We start from the raw sequence: 16,933 nt of genomic DNA, 5'->3' as shown, positions 1-16,933 counted from the left end.
AAAAAAATCCTCTTTTTATAAAGAGGATTTTTTGTGTGCCTTTTTTACCATAATCTCATTTCCTGTCCTAATAAAATAAGTTCTTTATAGGGATCACCGTCAATGTTTAATACTTGAGCAAAAGCCGGTTCTGTTTTTAACCCTTGTTCTTTTAATTCAATTACTTCTTCTCTAATGTGTGGGTGCTGCATTAATAGCATGTGCTCCACTATCATATGTTTATATGCATTTTGGTTACGTACTGGCCGCGGTTGAGCAAATAATTCAAATTCAAAACCTTCAAATTGAAAATTCACCTTTATTGTTAAGATATTTTTAATGATTTTCTTTTTCATTTCAAATCCTTCGTATGAGCCATACAATGATCTAATTTCCTGTTCAAAAAAATCATAATTATGTACTTCCATTACAATGTCTAAGTCAGAATGAAGGGTATCAACTCTAATAGGGATTGTCCCGCAAAGTACAGGGCTATATAAAGCTAAATCCTCTATTATGTTTAGTTTATTAATAACTTCGTAAACTTTTTGTTGCTTATCATTCCCAGATTGTAAATATGTAATAGATGTAAACATAGAAGTCTCTCCTTCATTTAACGTAATACTCGTCTCACTAAATTTGAGAAAAAATTTAATCATTCCATTTTGTTCTAGGAGTACCTTTATTTCAATATATTAAGGCGAACTAACTATATTGTTCAACTTTTCTCCTATACTGCAATACTATAAAAATAAAAAAGGAGGAACTTTTATGAGCATTTTCAACATTCTTTTGACCATACACATATTATTTGGAACCATATGTTTAATTACTGGTATTGTAGCGATGGTTGCTCAAAAAAAGAAAGGAAAACATACGGAATGGGGCGAAATATACCATGCGTCCTATGTTGTCATAACCCTTACTGCAATTATATTGTCTATTTTAAACTGGGATAAAATCGCATATTTATTTTATGTAGCAATTATCTCCTATTCATTTGCGATTTACGGATATCTCGCAAGAAAAAAACGATGGAGAAATTGGTTGCAACACCATATTAGAGGTATGTTAGGCTCTTATATTGGTGCAGTTACCGCACTTTTAGTAAACATTGGTATGTATATCCCTATTTTAAATCTACTTCCACCAATATGGTTTTGGTTCTTACCTACTATAATCGGTATTCCTCTCGTAGCCAGTGTATCAAAAAAATATAAAAAAGAAAGGGAAAATTAATTACATTTTGATTACTTTCTGACAAAACTTATGAAAAATAATAATCAATATTGTATTATATCAAGTTTGGCGTATAGAACTAAAAAAGAATCCAATATGTTTATTGGATTCTTTTTTGTTTATTACTCCCTTAAGAATAATACTTTTTAATTATGACTTTTCAAATCTAATACTGAATGTAAACGATCCGGATAATTAGTAAACATCCCGTCGATGCCCCAAGAAAGTAACTTTTTCATATCTTTTTCATTATTTACTGTAAATGGATGAACTTCTAATCCATAATTCTTTATTTTTTTTACGTAGGCTGCATCAATATATTTATAATTCATACCAAGACCTATGCAGTATGTTTTATACTTTTCTATTTCTGAGTCTGTTAATTGAACTGCTTTTTTATATGATAATAATTGTACTAACGGTATATTATCATTTAAACTGTGAATCTTTCGCAGACTTTCTTCACTAAATGATTGAATAATAACTTTATCATTTATTTGGTAGTGATTAATAATTTCTAATAGTTTTTCCTCCATTCCAGGATATTCATCTGGTGATTTTGTTTCGATATAATAATTAGCATTATGTCCAAACGTTTCAATAATCTCTTCTAATATTGGAACTTTAGTATCTTCAAATTCTTTCTTTGCTAAATTTGGATGCTTTTTATTGAAAAAAGAACCTGCATTCAGTTGTTTTATTTCATCTAATGTATGATCTTTTACAAAACCAGTACCGTTTGTTGTGCGGTTTAATGCTTCATCATGCATAGCTACTAAATGTCCGTCTTTTGTCATTTGGAGATCTATTTCTATATAGTCACCTTTTAATTGCTGTCCTAATTGATACGCTTCTAATGTATGTTCCGGTGCATATGCAGAAGCCCCTCTATGCGCAATATTTTTAATATGATTTGATTGATTAATAGCTTTTGTATATTTTTGTTCATTTACTTGCTGAAAAACAAAGATGCTTATTACTGTGAAGAAACAAATGATTGTAATTATAGATGTTTTTTTCATAACGGTATGTTAACTCCTATATTTAAAACAATTTGACTTGGATGATTTACTCAAATAAATGCCGATTTTCAAAAACAGTCATTTGTCCTACAACTTGAAAGCCGGATTTTTTATAAATATTTATTCCATCAGGTGAAGCTTGTAATACACAATACGTATTTTTTAATTGTTTTGCTTCTTGCAGCAGGAAATTAAACATAGTAGAGCCAAAACCTTTTCCTCTCATTTCTTCTTTAGTCGCTATATCATAAATACCGACACTATCTTTCGTACATACTAAAGAGCCAACAGATACTACCTCACCTTTATAAAGACCTAAGTATAGTTTCATATTATCGCTATTCCATAAATTTAAAGAAGAAATTTGATTATAGTATGCTTGTACATTTTTACCTTCCTCTGATGTACCAAATAGATTAGCTAACGTTTCTCCAAACTTTTTGATTTGTCCTGAAGAAGATGCTTTTTGTATCGTAAAACCTACTGGCATGTTTATTCTTGGATGAATTGTTTTTAATTCTGCTACCATCGCGATATTCTTTTCAGCTTCTTTTAAACCAAGTTTGATTAATTCGCTTTTTATAGTCTGCTCTTGCTTATCATCCCAAAACCAAACACTCATTGGAAATTTCTTTTGATTATAGTATTCTACCTCCTTATATAATTTCTCGATTCCTTCCGTTACATTACTATTTAGTAGTGTGATAATATTAAATGTATCTGCAGGTAATCCGCAGTCGACAGTAATGTAATCCTTCGTTTCTTTTACATCCATTCCATTTACCTGCCGCGCAATATATGAGGTTTTATATGTAAAATTGTCTATTAGTAACTGTTTATAATTCATTCATTTTGCTCCTTTCATAAAAATTCGTATTCGAATCCTTCAGTATTAAATATATCATATAAGAAATGTACCTATTTCTATAAAAATATCTCTATAAATCACTCTTTGCGCCCTAAAAGAATTAAAAATGATCTAACGTTGTCGGAATGAAAAAAGTGGTATATAATAAATATTAACATTACTAGTAATTATTTTAGGTATTCCTAGAATAAAGGAGCGATACATATGAAAATTACTATTTATTTCGGAAGTCATGAAGATCAAGATGTTCGTACTATGGACTGTCATTTAGATGTAGAAGATACAGAAGAGATTGTATCTGTATCTTAATATAAATAATGGGATGAAACCTCTTCCCTGCAACGTTTAAGGCACCTTTTATAGGTGTCTTTTTTATTGTTTTTTCGTCAAAAACCCTTTACTTTAGTGCGTTTTAATAGTAAAATATAAATATACGAACAAATGTTCTTTTTAATTTATTTGTACATGAAGGGATGATTTCAACAATGACTCAAGCAAAGCGCAGAGGAAGAAAAAAGCAAACACCTATTATTTCAAATACAGGCTTTATCGGCTCTGTCTTTATTGATACATTGGAGTTACAAAAGAAATCCTATTATTTCGCTCGTAAAAAACTTCAAATTGTGCATCACGTACTAGATGGTCTATCTGGAGTAACGAGTGCATTATTTAAAGAACATAATACCGCTGCATACATGTCATGTGTGTATTTACATAAACAAAAGAAAATCGGCTTCGTTCTTTCAACAAAACCTTTTGAACAAAGTGATGGTGTTTCTTATTTTATAAATTATTTAATTGAAAAGAATTTTTACGGTAACGAAGAAGTAGAATATCAAGAAGTATTTAATACAGGTTTTATTGGTGTAGTATTCGCGGATTTATCTAGTATAGATCGCTTTAATTTTGAGTTTGAAATGGGTATGTTAACGAAATTAATGAAAGATATGATTATTCCGGTTAAAGAGCTCTTTTTACGCCACAATGTACCGGCTTACATCTCCACTTCTCATTTAGAGGAGCAAAATAAATTAGGTTTCGTTCTATCTGTAAAGCCATATGATGAACGTGCAGAAGCAGATTTATACTTTGAAACATACTTAAAAGAACGAGGGTTATTTATTGGTGATGAAGAGGATGATATTGATAAGATTGTTATTAGAAAGACGGCTGAATTACGATAGTTTTCCAGTACAACTTACATTAATAAATTTTTCAGTATTTAATTTGAACTTAATACCTTCCTATTGGTAATAGGAAGGTATTAATAATTTATTAGTCCTTATGCTTTTCATACATCTCTATTTTTTATTTAGTAAATCTTTACCCCAGACTTGCATTGCTTCTAATACAGGTATAAACTTTTTCCCCTGCTCTGTTAAAGAATATTCTACCTTTGGTGGAACAACTTTATAAACTTCTCTGTGTACTAACTCGTCCTCTTCAAGCTCTCTTAATTGTCTAGTTAAGATTCCTTTTGAGATACCAGGTAACATCCTCAATAATTCATTAAACCTAATAATTTCATTTTTGCTTAAATGCCACAAAATCACGATTTTCCATCTTCCTGCAATTGCATTTTGGGTAACTGTTAATGGACAAATTTCTTGCTGTGTTTCTTCAGAAACCGATTCATCTTGATAACTAAAACGTGCCATAATAAAATCTCCTTTTTCGCTAAGTACTATTTTTATGACTATGTTATTAAATTGTGCCTACTTACATAAATCCTTCTTAAGAAATAGTATATGTAATGTATACAAAAATCAAAAATAACGATGTATGTAACGGAGGAGATTGTATGAAAGTTTTAGTAACAGGTGCAAACGGAAATTTAGGTTCTAAAATTGTTGAGTATTTACTTACCAGATTATCAATTGAAGAAATAATTGTTGGGGTACGTGATGACAAGTCTGAAAAAGCACTTAGCTATAAGGAACAAGGCTTAGAAGTACGTGTAACGGATTTTGAAAATCAAGAAACCTTGTTTTCAGCATTCAAAGATGTTGATCGTTTATTCATCATGTCAACATTTGGTGACTTTGATACAGTTATACGTCAGCATACAAATGCAGTAGAAGCTGCCAAAGCAACAGGTGTAAAACAAATTATTTATCCAAGTGTTACAAGAGCAGAAGGAAATGACTTTTTCCTAGCGGGCATGCATAGAGCACGTGAAGTAGCAATTATTGAATCAGGTATTCCTTATGTGATTCTGCGTAACAACTGGTATGTAGAAAATGAACTTGGTACAATTCAAAGCTGTATGGCTGGTGCCCCTTGGGTGACTTCTGCAGGAGAAGGGAAAATCGGTTGGGTATATCGTCCGGATTTAGCTGAAGCAGCAGCGAATGTTTTGGTAGCTGATGGTCACAAAAATAAGATTTATGAACTTTCTGGTGAAAATTTAAAACAACAGCAATTTGTTGATACATTAAGTGAAGTATTAGGAAAAGAAATTCCTTTATTAGAAGTAGATGACTCTTCTTATGAAGGAATGTTAAAAGGTGCTGGAGTACCTGAAGCCTACCTTCCAATGTTAGTAATGATTCAAAAAGGGATTCGTGAAGGAGGATTAGAATCAACACATACCCATTTGAATTTCTTATTAGAACGTCAGGCTACACCATTAAAGCAAGCATTAACACATTTATTAGTAAATACAAAATAGATAAATCAAATTCCACAGCCGAAATCAAATAATAAATTTTGTATTTAAAAAAGCGCCTTTACTTCGACCACCTATCACTTTAGTTAAAGAAGGATTTTTAAACAACATTATTATTTTTTAAAGGACTTTATTGCAAAATAAGCATCTTTTTTGTTACTTAACAAGTTCACTTAGCTACGCAAAACACTATAATCTTTTGAATGAATTTCTAAATTTAACTTATTTGAGTAAGCCTTATTCAAAATAAGAAATACTATCCCTCCTGTAATTGGAAGCGTGTAAGCAGGGATATAATTTAATACTAATCCTGATAATGCCAATGCTATTGGCTGCATCATTTTACCTATACTTAATCCAATACTGAGTACCCTCCCCCTATATTCATCAGGAATCTCTTTTTGCATGAAATAAATTAAAGGAATATCAATTAACGCTATTATTAGCCCTAAAAAGAACATAACGACACAATACATAATAACGTATACAAAATCATTTACTTCAAAACTTTTGAATAGAACTGGAATTCCTGAAATAATCATAAAAACTGCCAACATTGAACTTAGCTTTTTCAAAAGATAAGAGTAAGAAAAACGATTAGTTATCTTTTTTACTAAAATTGCACCAATTATCATCCCTACTGGAAAAGTCCCTTGAATGATACCAAATTGCTTAGAACTAAGATTGAGAACTGTGTTAATAATGTATGGCAATGGAACAGTTACAGCAAACCCTAAGAAGAAATTAAGTGAAATTAAAATTCGAAACGTATTCTTTAAGCTTTCCTTTTCAATTAAGTATGAAAACCCCTCTTTTATATCTTTAATAAAATTAATTCTCCTTTTTGGGCATTCCTCATTTATATTGAACTCGAACAGTTTAAAATGAATAAATACTATGGATATACCCGAAAGAATAAATGAAATACCGTTTATAATTATAAAAATTTTAATATCAAAGACTGCAAAAACGATGCCACCTAACATAGGACCGAGAATTAAAGATACAGAATCGATAATTTTACTTATAGAGTTAATACTCATAAGCCGCTCTTTAGAGACGATATTTGGTTTTGCGGCTTCTAATCCTATTCCAAAAAATGTTGTAAATACCGTCATAAGAAAGGTAGTAGTATAAACGATGAATAAGTTTAATCCATAATAGCTGCTTAATATATAAACAGTTATTAATAAGCATCCACTTAGTAAATCCATACAAATAACCAGTTTCTTTTTATCAACCTTATCAGCAATTACACCGGCAAATGGATTCATAACAATCATTGGAATCGTTCCTAAAATGAGCGTAATCGCAAAATTTAACGCAGATCCGGTTATTTGTAAAACATATAATCCTAATGCGAAACTATATATAGAGCTACCGAATATTGATACTGTTTTTGCAATTGAATATAAACAAATATTTCTTAGTTCTTGGTTTCTTTTTTTATTTTCTATATGTAATCGTAAACTTCCCATAACATTTCCCTCCCGCTGAACTTTGTATTACGTACAGTGTAAGTTCTCGGGTCAACCCAATATCAATATGCTAGTATTAAAAACTTTTAAAAGAAAAATTAAAAAAGATGGGGTTAACCCCATCTTTTTCCGAAAAATGAATATGTATAAATTTCTTCTCCTTGAACAAAGAAATCCTCGTATTTTCCTCCTCGTTCAATATATTCTGAAGTTCTTTCATCTATGGAATTAAACTGTAGCTTTTGGATTTCTCCCTTGACTTTTGAAGACGTAAAATTATCTCTTAATCTAGTTGTAATTTGGCTATTTATGCTAAAATTTTTAAATACAATAAATGAACTTAATAAATAACAATCAGGTTTGAATAGATAGTTTAATTCGTGCAATAAAAAATTTTCATGCTCAAAACTGTAATTACTTGTACCAGACTGATCAATTACAATATCAACAGAATGATTCTGAATAGGTATACTTAAAAAATCAGCGCAAATAAAAAGAATGTTTCTTTTGGAATTTCTTTTTTCAATTACATCTTTTAAAAATAGAAGTTTATTCAAATCTCGATCAACAGCAATATATAAACAATCTTCTGGTAGTTCTTCATAAATATTTCGTAAAAAGAACCCAAGACCCGATCCTAAATCAAGTAACACCTTATTATTTAAATCTAGCTGCATTAGTTTCTTTTTCGCCCATTCTCCTCCTCTTTGTATATTCTCCAAAAAAGTAGTATCTGTTTCATTGATATAATCTGAAATATACTCCTCAAGTAAAGTCCTTTCATACGCTTTAAATGATTTTCCAGCTATTAAAATCCCTGAGGTAATCTCGTATTCTTCACCACAATTACAAATTAGATTTCCCTCAACAATTTGGTTCTTATTGATAATGCCATCTTCCAGAATTAAATTTCCGTTACACTTAAAACATTTAAATAAATTAAGTACTGTTAAATCTATCCCTAAAATTGAATTCGAAATTTTAGTTGCTGTAGATAAATTATTTAACGCTGTCTTTAATTTATCTTTTCTTTCCTCTAATGTTTTTATTTCTTGTTCAACCTTTTCATATTTCAATTTAAATAAAGATTGATAAGAAGTATCTGTTTCGTAATTCATAGATTTTGCTAAATTTTGATAAAGAAAAAGTTCTTTAATTTCATTCAAACTAAAACCTAGCCATTTGTACTCTAATATAAGCTCTATATCTTTTTGACAATACTCATCAAAAAAATAATGGCTACCCTTCTTTTCAGGAATAATTAGTCCGAGATCCATATAATGTCTAATTGTATCTATACTTATATTGTTTTTTTCTCCAAACTTTCCGATTTTCATAATATCACTACCATTATAATATTTGTTTATACATACTTCTTTTTTTTAGTAGAAAATCCTTTTATCTATACATTATTATTTATGATACGAGAATGATGTAATGAAGCTTTTATATAATAAAAAAACCCGCGAATTATTCACGGGTTTTCCTCTTAATAACTAATTGCTATTGTTCCTTCACCTGCATGAACAGCAAATGAAATCGGCAATGGATAAAGCTTGAAATCCATTTCAGGGAATGCTTGTTTAATATCTAAAATCCATTCTTCAGCTCCATCTTTATCGTTAGCATAGAACATATGAAGTACTTTTGGTAATTCTTTTTCAAGCTCATTTTTAATGTATTCTCTACATTTTTGGATTTTACGCACTTTCTTTTCAAGTAAAAGTTCCCCGCCTTTTACTTCTAAGATTAAGTTGACACTTAATAAACTTCCAAGTAAAAATTGAACTCCCTTTACTCGACCACTTGCATATAAACCTTTTAAGCTTTTTGGAAATACATAAAAAGGCCTTCTTTTTTCATCTACTAATGTTTTATGTATATCTTGTAAAGTCATACCATCATTGTATAACGTTTTAGCTTTTCTCAAAAGTTCATCCATTGGATAACTTGTCGTTTCACTATCTAATACAGTTAAAGGGAAACCTGCCATATCAGCAGCTAACTTCATATTTTGATAGGTCCCACTTACTTTTCCGCTAATAGCAACTGCAAAGCCTTCTTCATATTCTTCTTTGCATTTAGTAAATAATTCTACCATTTCCCCTATGTTAGGTTGCGAAGTAGTAACTGTTCTTCCATCATTTAACGCTTCATAAAGATGTTTATGAACTCCTTCTTCACAATCCTTATAAGACACTCCATCAATAATAACTTCAATTGGGATAACAAAGTTATCACCATCTGTTGTAAAACTCGCAGTTGTACTATCAGTAAACCAAGCAACACGCTTCATGTTGTTCCTCCCTTATTCTGTTCCTCTTTTCTGACTTTTCTATATATTTATCTTACGAAAAGAGAATATCCCCTGTAATAGTAACAGGACTTTATTATTTTGGCTATAGTAGATGTAATAATAAATGTGAATGTTTTTTGTCTATTTATCAAAAAAAAGAAAACCACAAAATTTCCCGGCCTTCTTTTAACATTACTTAAATGTTTCGTTATCTAAAATTACAACATAATCATTCGTCAATCGGCCAGCTTCTTTCGTATAATTAACAAGCCTTTGTATGTTATCACAGCTAAGTTTTGCTCCCCATACGAGTAATGGTACGCCGATAAAGTCGATATGGAACCTTCTAGAAAACAGACCACCGAAAGTCATTGGTAAAGGAACTGTTGGTGATGTATTAGAAAAAATAATCTTTTCATGGCTGTGATAATGTTTTTGCAGAATCTCTCCTAAATGCTTCATCGCAGGTACAACGACTTTGGATGCCCCGCACCCAATTGTATATACAGGATTCCCATATTCATCTTGTCCATGAAAAATAATCTTTCCCATATCCTCTGTTTTCAATTTATTAAAGTAATCTACATTTAATATTTCTTCTTTCGTTAACTTACGATCTGTTGGTAATTTATTTAAATGATAAGCTGCAGCGAGTGCAGTTGAATGCGTTCCACCGAAATCTGTGTAAATGAATATCATATTATCATCCCTTGTTGTAAAAGTTCAATATTATTTAGTATTACCGTTCACAGCGTTGTTAAACAAGGGACGAATGTATTTACGCTTTTTGTGTTAATTCATTATATTTTTTCCAAATATAATAGCGTCTACTAATTACGGTACCTAATGTGATACATAAAAAGGCATTCGTTACAACCATTAATGTGTGGTGAGTACTGCCAGGAAACATACTTTGCTTAATCACGATTTTCGCACCTAAAATAACAAGGAGAATAATTGTACTTAACCAATTTCCTTTTCGTAATACATGACCTGTTTCACTATCTAATCGAAATGTTAAAGCTTTTCCCCTAATAACTCCAAGACCCAATCCAATTCCAAGCATTGCAACGAAGAGAAGTCCTTGCAATATATTTAATTGTCCCATATGAATAATGGACTGGATTGTTACAAAGCACAGCAAAGCCGGAATGAGCCAAATACGATTAATATTCACTTTGTATTCCTTACCTTGAATTAATACAATTATAAGAATAACAAATAGAATATCCATTTAGAGTCCTCCTATATACTTGTTTACCTTTGAAAATTATATTCGTCTCTGTTCATATCATACTTGAAATACGATAGCTACTTTAATTTGTATAATATGGAATGTAATTTCCCATCAGCCTTAAGCATTATTTATAAAAGTAAAAAGACGTACTTTTTACTCATACGTCTCCTACTACTTGGTCTTCATATATAGCTACTAGTTCAATTGCGGGATTTTCATATTTTTCTTTCGCTCTAAGTACATTGTCATAATATGCTGTATCTAAAAAAGATAACGCACGGCAACGTACCTAGCCTATTTCGTCTTCTTTTTTATATGCACTAATTTTTATATCCATGTAATTAAAAAGCTACTTCTATTTCTACCATTAGTTTTTCAGGTCCTGCCCCTTTATGATAGCAGTAAATAATTTGCATCTTGAGGCAATTCCAAATCTTGTTTGTAGTGTATTGTTTATACATTCACTTCGGTTAGCATATCCAAATGAATTTTCATAGATAATATCATCATCTTTTTTTATTAAGACTACCCCAGAAAAATCTATATTCTGATGTATTTCTTTTACAATTTTCTCTATTTGATCTTTTGTTTTTATCATAATAACCACCCTTGTTTATTGGTATTGTTCTTTCCCCTTATTATTTTTCCATATATAGGGTAAAGAAACCTCCTATTCACCCACCCTTTAGTTTCAAATAAAAATCAAGGTAACTATTTCGATTTTATTGATTCAGCGGAATATATCTTAGACTGCGATGGTAATAAGGTAAACACGCACAATATGATAGTAATAAGTAGCATTACCAGTACTCCTACAATGACCACAAGTTGCATAGAAGTGAATTGAGTTGCAACGCCGAACAGAATCGTTATAAAAATTGTTAAAACAGCTATAATGAGCCCGTATATACTCCCGATTCGTCCCATCATATGAACCGGAACGTTATTTTGATAAAATGTGTAAAATCCTGTATTTGCATATGCCATAGAGAAAGATAGAATAAAGAATCCGATAGCAGCTATTAAAAACTCACTTGAAAAAGCATAAATCAAATATCCGATTGCAATGAATAATGATCCTATCCCAATTAGAAATGAAGGTGCTAATTTTTTTGATAAAATTGTATTTGTTATGGCTCCTAAAATAAAACCCGCTCCAGCGATACTAACTAGGAAGCCATACTCACTATCTGTTAACAATAAAACTTCTTTCGCAAACGATAGTTCAAGTGAATCTATAGCGGTAGCTAAAACCATCATCCCTTGAAATAAGAAGTAAACACAAACAATATACATAGATTTTTTACTAAAATTTAAAACTATGTTCCAATCTTTCTTTAATACAGTTAGTGAAAATTTATCATTGGATGTATTAGAATCGTCTTTTTTATCAAGATTAGGTAAAAGTAATGTAATGAACCCTGATAACAGAAATGCTATAGCATTCATATATATAGCAAACTCTGGTGTACCAGTTATTAATAATATCCCCGCTACTGCTGGACCAATTAAAAATGCACCAGATCCTATTAAACTACGTAGTGAGTTGAAACGTTGTCTTTGCTCTACTGGAATTAATTTCGTCATATATGTCATAGCAGTTGGTTCATAAATCGCACTGGCCATGCTTATAAAAAATACTAAGAGATAGACAATCCAAAGGGATGGAACCAAGGGTAAAATAGCGATAAATACTACTCGATATATATCGAGGTGAATCATTAACTTTCGTTTATTTAAACGATCTATCATACTTCCTGACCAAGCGTTTGTAAATAAAGTGGCTAATGGTTTTATCACATATAAAGTAGCGACAGCTAAGGCTGAGCCACCCATATTATAGACAAGTACATTCAGTGCGATTAAATAAATCCATGCACCTAAATTCGCAATACCAACTCCGGACAATAGTAATAAAGGATATTTCCAATCTTTAAGTAATTTTTTCACTTTAGGCACCCACTTTCTAAATTGTTTAAAAAAAACAAAAAAATCCCACCCCCAAGACTTTTAGTCTTAGGGACGAGATTTATCATCGCGGTGCCACCCTAGTTTGTTAATATGTCGCCATATTAACCTTATCAGGTACTGCACTATTTTCATGCTTATACCTTAGCTCTATAACGGGAGCTCCCGTCACACCATCCACTTTTAAAAGGTTCCGATGTGCTGCTCAGAGGCTTGATTCAATAAAGAATTTTTGCTCCTTTTCAGCTAAATGGAGCTCTCTGTGAAAAATTCATTTTATCTACTCTTCTCTTCACTGCATTTGGTTTTTCCATATTATCACATAACTATTTAACTGTAAATAATAAATAATCAGATATTTCAAGCTATGCCAATGTTAATAGTCTTATTTATTATTTTTTCTAAAAATTACGGTGCGTGAAATTAGTTGAATCTCTAAAAAAAAGAGCCAATTATATATAGGCCCTTCAAAATTTCCAAATTAATTCGTGTTTGCCTCTACTAACGGTTGTAGCGGTGGTTCTAATTCTAGTTCTAAAGTGTCACCCTCTTGTAAATCTTGTCCTTTTTCAATACTTTGACTCGTTACATAGCCCATACCTGAAGTTTTTAAATCTAATTTTAATAGCTTGGAGAAATACATAACATCACGCATTGACCAACCTTTTAGGTTAGGCATTTTCACATTACTTCCTACTAGAAGTATGCGATCTCCTTCACTCATTACTTCGCTAGTCTGTGGATATTGTTTTATTATCTTTCCTTCTCCTAATAATACCGGCTGAAGTTTCTCTTTTTCTGCAATATTTTTTACAGTATCCATTGTTTGATTTACATAATTTTGTACTTTTATTTCAGATTGCTTTGTTGCATCTGCCATTTGCTTTTCTGTATATGGTTTCACTTTTAAATATTCTAGACTATTTTTCATAACTGGTTTAAAAATTTCAGCAAGAGGCTGAGCACCGTATTCATTCCCCTTTAATTTAGGTTGCTTAATGGCTAAATATACGACTAATTGTGGATCATCAATTGGAGCCATTCCTAAGAATGAAAAAATATAATTATCTTTCCCTTCCATATATCGTCCATTTTCAGGATTCGGAATTTGCGCTGTCCCTGTTTTACCACCAATCGGATAGCCATCAATTTTATACATCGTTCCCGTTCCTTTTGATGAAGTAATAACTCGCTCCATTAAGTTCCTTACCTCTTCTGCAGTTTCTTTTTTAATCGGATTCCCTATTTCTTTAGGTTGATTTTCCATAATAACTTGTTTATTTGTTGGATTTACAACCTTATCAACAATATAAGGTTGCATCATTTTCCCGTCATTTGCTATAGCTGTGGCCGCTTGTACGATTTGAATAGGAGTTACAGTTGAGCCTTGGCCGAAAGAAGTAGTAACTTGTTGAATTTGAGTATTTAACAATAATGTATTTTTACTTTCTCCAGGTAAATCTATCCCTGTTTTTTGATTGAAACCAAATTTATTCATATATTGCTTGAATTTATTTGGTTTCAGTAACTGGTCTTCTAAAATAGAAAAAGCAACGTTCGATGACCGTTCAAACCCTTCATCAAATGTAATTGAGCCCCATCCATAGCCGCCATTATGATCTTTAATCTCTGCTGAACCAACTGCGTATTTTCCTGATTGGAAATATTCTTTCCCGTTATATACACCTTCATTAATTGCAGAAGCTAATGTAAAAACTTTCATTGTAGACCCTGGTTCGAATGCATTCGCAATTGGATCGTTTAAAAAATATTCAATGTCTCCCTTGTTAGGATTATAACTAGGCTTACTAGACATTGCTAAAATCTTACCTGTTTTTGGATCTGCAATAATTCCTACTAACATAGAAGGGTCATAGTGTTGCGCCGCTTTATTCATCGCGTCTTCTAAAAAACTATTAATTTGTTTATCAAGCGTAAGGTATACGTTATTTCCATTTTTAGCAGGTTCTACTTTTCCTATATCATTTGTAAGTGGGATTCCTTTTCTTGAACCTACATATGAAACATTACCATTTGTAGAGCGCAAATATTTATCCAAACTTTCTTCAAGCCCAAACTTCCCCACCGCATTACCTTTATCGTCTGGTCTTGCAAAACCAAGTATATACGAGGCGAAATCTTCATTTGGGTATACTCTGGCTTTTTCTGTTGTGAAAGATACACCTGGTATTTTCAAATTATTAATCTCTTCCTTCGCTTCTCTAGATAAGTTACGTCCAATTTTACCAATTTCAACTTGCGTACGTCCTTCGTGAAAATTTTTCATGATCTCCTCTTTATCAACTTCAAGCGCATCTGCTAAACGTTGTGCGGTGTCTTCTTTATCTTTTAATTTATCTTTTCCTTTTAGGTTTACAACGATGCGATATGTCGTTGAGTCTTGGACTAATACTTTACCGTTTTGATCATAAATTGTCCCGCGATTTGCCTCTAAAACTCCATTTTTGTTTTGTTGTTCCTTCGCAAGATCCTTTACATTAACATTATGCACGACTCCTACTGCTTGAATATAAAATATACGTAAAAGCATAGTAAGAAACAAAACAATAAAAGCAATCATCATATATCGAGCGCCTTTATTCGTTTGAAGTTTATGCATACTAATCTCCTTTCCTTTACAGAGCATTAATGCGAAGATGCGCTACTAAATATGTTCTTTAATATAGTAGATACTATATTTTTCGAAGTTTTTTTACTAATTCCTCTATAACAATAAGAAAACCAGTTCTGTTGCTATTTATTTTTTATTAATTTTGTATTTTTTAATATAAAATACGGTGAGTGAAATTTTTCGAATCTTCAAATAAAAAGAACCTACTTTTTGGTAGGTTCTTAAGTTTACGCTATGTGGTTATATTTCGCTAAAAAAGGAACTCGTTTTGCTACTAGTGCATACATTTTGAAAATAAAACTTGCTAACGGTTCAAATATACGTGCGCTTTGCATCACTAATCCACTTGTAATAAATGTTAAGAACGCAGCACCAAGTATATCTAGAGGATAATGAACGCCTACGTACATGCGTGATACACCGACTAATATTGCCCATATTAACGCGATATATTTAAGTTTTTCTCCTCTTAGAATAAATACGAAAGCAATCGAAAATACGAGTACAGAATGATCACTTACAAATGATGAATCTGCTGCATGCGGTACTAATTGATTTACATGATGTGTTATAAAAGGACGCGGATGGTAATATACCGCATGTATAAGAACATTTACTAATAATGCAATACTAACTGAAAGTGTCGTATATAACACTGTATATTGTTTTCTAATTGCATTCTCTTTCTTTCCATTATTGAACCATAGGATAAGCATAAATAGTATTGCTACATATGCAGCACTATTTGTAATAGCGATCATTAGCGTATCTAATAGCTTGGATGATCCAGCAAAGTTATTAATCCATTGAAATACTGTGTAATTCATATTACTCTCTCCTTATTATTACTCATTGTACTTTAAATAAAGATACAAGTGTTCTTGATTTACACAGTATACAACATCAATATGAAAATGGACTTAAACTTTTCTCATCTAATTCTCATTTTGCTACTATTCATTTGACAATGGCGTAACTATTTACACGAGCTAAATATGTATAAAGGTTGTAAACCATTTTAAATAGTATGGTGAACACTCTATGCATGAATATAATACATAACATATTCATTTAAATATATTAGTTACGAAATCATATTCTTATTCCATACGAAGGGCAATATTACCGAATTGTTCTCCTTGCTGCATTCGATTTAAAGCTTGGATTGCTTCTTCTAATGGATATACTTTATCAATAATTGGTTTAATATTATGTTTCTCTATAAAATGAACCATCTCATTAAATTCTTCACGGCTTCCCATTGATGTTCCCATAATATCAATTTGATTATAAAATAATGCTCGTAACGGTAATTCGATTTTATCTCCTGAACTTGCACCAAAGTTAACGATTCTTCCATTTGGTTTTAATATATCAAAATATTTTAAGAAAGTCGCCGGACCTATACTATCTATAATTAAATCCACTTTTTCTCCATGTAGGCACTCTTCCCAATTACCAGAACTATTAAAAGAAAAGTCTGCACCATATTGAAGTGCACCCCAATTGTTAGACACGGTCTAACAATTGGAGGTGCATTTTTTAT

At 31.3% G+C, this 16,933-nt stretch carries 14 protein-coding genes, 4 pseudogenes and 1 other annotated feature; of the genes and pseudogenes, 3 read left to right on the top strand and 15 right to left on the bottom strand.

Annotated elements, in window-relative coordinates; translation table 11 throughout:
• Positions 1–44: 44 nt before the first annotated feature.
• On the bottom strand, positions 45–575 hold the full coding sequence (locus CQ058_RS00105; RefSeq protein ID WP_002192869.1) for a DUF4269 domain-containing protein: 531 nt from the start codon (positions 573–575) through the stop codon (positions 45–47).
• Between the two features lie 175 nt (positions 576–750).
• Here CQ058_RS00105 and CQ058_RS00100 point away from each other — a divergent pair, with 175 nt between their 5' ends.
• On the top strand, positions 751–1,218 hold the full coding sequence (locus CQ058_RS00100; RefSeq protein ID WP_002189751.1) for a DUF2306 domain-containing protein: 468 nt from the start codon (positions 751–753) through the stop codon (positions 1,216–1,218).
• A gap of 146 nt (positions 1,219–1,364) precedes the next feature.
• Here CQ058_RS00100 and CQ058_RS00095 read toward each other — a convergent pair whose 3' ends face one another.
• A complete protein-coding gene (locus tag CQ058_RS00095) occupies positions 1,365–2,240 on the bottom strand; it encodes a glycerophosphodiester phosphodiesterase (RefSeq protein WP_002189752.1) in 876 nt (291 codons plus the stop codon).
• A gap of 46 nt (positions 2,241–2,286) precedes the next feature.
• Positions 2,287–3,087: a GNAT family N-acetyltransferase gene (locus CQ058_RS00090; protein WP_002189753.1), complete on the bottom strand. Its 801-nt coding sequence runs from the start codon at positions 3,085–3,087 to the stop codon at positions 2,287–2,289.
• A gap of 506 nt (positions 3,088–3,593) precedes the next feature.
• Between CQ058_RS00090 and CQ058_RS00080 the strand changes: the two genes are divergently transcribed.
• A complete protein-coding gene (locus CQ058_RS00080; RefSeq protein ID WP_002189754.1) occupies positions 3,594–4,292 on the top strand; it encodes a hypothetical protein in 699 nt (232 codons plus the stop codon).
• Between the two features lie 91 nt (positions 4,293–4,383).
• On the opposite strand, the pseudogene CQ058_RS00075 reads toward CQ058_RS00080, so the two are convergent.
• A pseudogene (locus CQ058_RS00075) lies at positions 4,384–4,766 on the bottom strand (winged helix-turn-helix transcriptional regulator).
• 143 nt (positions 4,767–4,909) lie between these two features.
• On the opposite strand from CQ058_RS00075, the gene CQ058_RS00070 reads away from it, so the two are divergent.
• Complete coding sequence (locus tag CQ058_RS00070) at positions 4,910–5,779, top strand: SDR family oxidoreductase (RefSeq protein WP_002189755.1); 870 nt, start codon at positions 4,910–4,912, stop codon at positions 5,777–5,779.
• Positions 5,780–5,949: 170 nt separating this feature from the next.
• On the opposite strand, the gene CQ058_RS00065 is transcribed toward CQ058_RS00070, so the two are convergent.
• The 11 genes and pseudogenes from CQ058_RS00065 to CQ058_RS00005 form a co-directional block, all read right to left on the bottom strand.
• Positions 5,950–7,254 (bottom strand): MFS transporter, encoded by a 1,305-nt coding sequence (locus CQ058_RS00065; RefSeq protein ID WP_002032410.1) that lies wholly within the window; start codon positions 7,252–7,254, stop codon positions 5,950–5,952.
• A 113-nt stretch (positions 7,255–7,367) separates the two neighbouring features.
• Positions 7,368–8,591: a methyltransferase domain-containing protein gene (locus tag CQ058_RS00055; RefSeq protein WP_002032411.1), complete on the bottom strand. Its 1,224-nt coding sequence runs from the start codon at positions 8,589–8,591 to the stop codon at positions 7,368–7,370.
• 152 nt (positions 8,592–8,743) lie between these two features.
• The gene (locus CQ058_RS00050) at positions 8,744–9,550 is read right to left on the bottom strand and encodes a DegV family protein (RefSeq protein WP_002032412.1); all 807 of its coding nucleotides are present in this window, start codon (positions 9,548–9,550) and stop codon (positions 8,744–8,746) included.
• A 192-nt stretch (positions 9,551–9,742) separates the two neighbouring features.
• A complete protein-coding gene (locus CQ058_RS00045) occupies positions 9,743–10,249 on the bottom strand; it encodes a DUF3189 family protein (protein ID WP_002013190.1) in 507 nt (168 codons plus the stop codon).
• A gap of 79 nt (positions 10,250–10,328) precedes the next feature.
• Positions 10,329–10,784, bottom strand: coding sequence for a DUF1453 family protein (locus CQ058_RS00040; protein ID WP_105589361.1), 456 nt, complete (start codon positions 10,782–10,784; stop codon positions 10,329–10,331).
• A gap of 169 nt (positions 10,785–10,953) precedes the next feature.
• Positions 10,954–11,124 (bottom strand): annotated as a pseudogene (locus CQ058_RS00035) (GNAT family N-acetyltransferase); the annotation flags it as partial.
• A gap of 57 nt (positions 11,125–11,181) precedes the next feature.
• Positions 11,182–11,385: pseudogene (locus CQ058_RS00030) on the bottom strand (penicillin-binding protein); the annotation flags it as partial.
• Between the two features lie 113 nt (positions 11,386–11,498).
• A complete protein-coding gene (locus CQ058_RS00025; protein WP_002189759.1) occupies positions 11,499–12,737 on the bottom strand; it encodes an MFS transporter in 1,239 nt (412 codons plus the stop codon).
• 65 nt (positions 12,738–12,802) lie between these two features.
• Positions 12,803–13,060, bottom strand: a binding site (T-box leader).
• Between the two features lie 176 nt (positions 13,061–13,236).
• Positions 13,237–15,375, bottom strand: a complete 2,139-nt coding sequence (locus tag CQ058_RS00015) for a penicillin-binding protein (protein WP_002189760.1) — start codon at positions 15,373–15,375, stop codon at positions 13,237–13,239.
• A 239-nt stretch (positions 15,376–15,614) separates the two neighbouring features.
• Entirely contained in the window at positions 15,615–16,214 is a 600-nt protein-coding gene (locus CQ058_RS00010; RefSeq protein ID WP_002141978.1) for an undecaprenyl-diphosphatase, read from the bottom strand.
• A gap of 273 nt (positions 16,215–16,487) precedes the next feature.
• A pseudogene (locus tag CQ058_RS00005) lies at positions 16,488–16,880 on the bottom strand (zinc-binding dehydrogenase); the annotation flags it as partial.
• Positions 16,881–16,933: the final 53 nt, after the last annotated feature.

The sequence above is a fragment of the Bacillus sp. MYb56 genome, assembly GCF_002976445.1.
Lineage (GTDB): Bacteria > Bacillota > Bacilli > Bacillales > Bacillaceae_G > Bacillus_A > Bacillus_A mycoides.
This window is presented reverse-complemented; position numbering and strand designations above follow the sequence as displayed.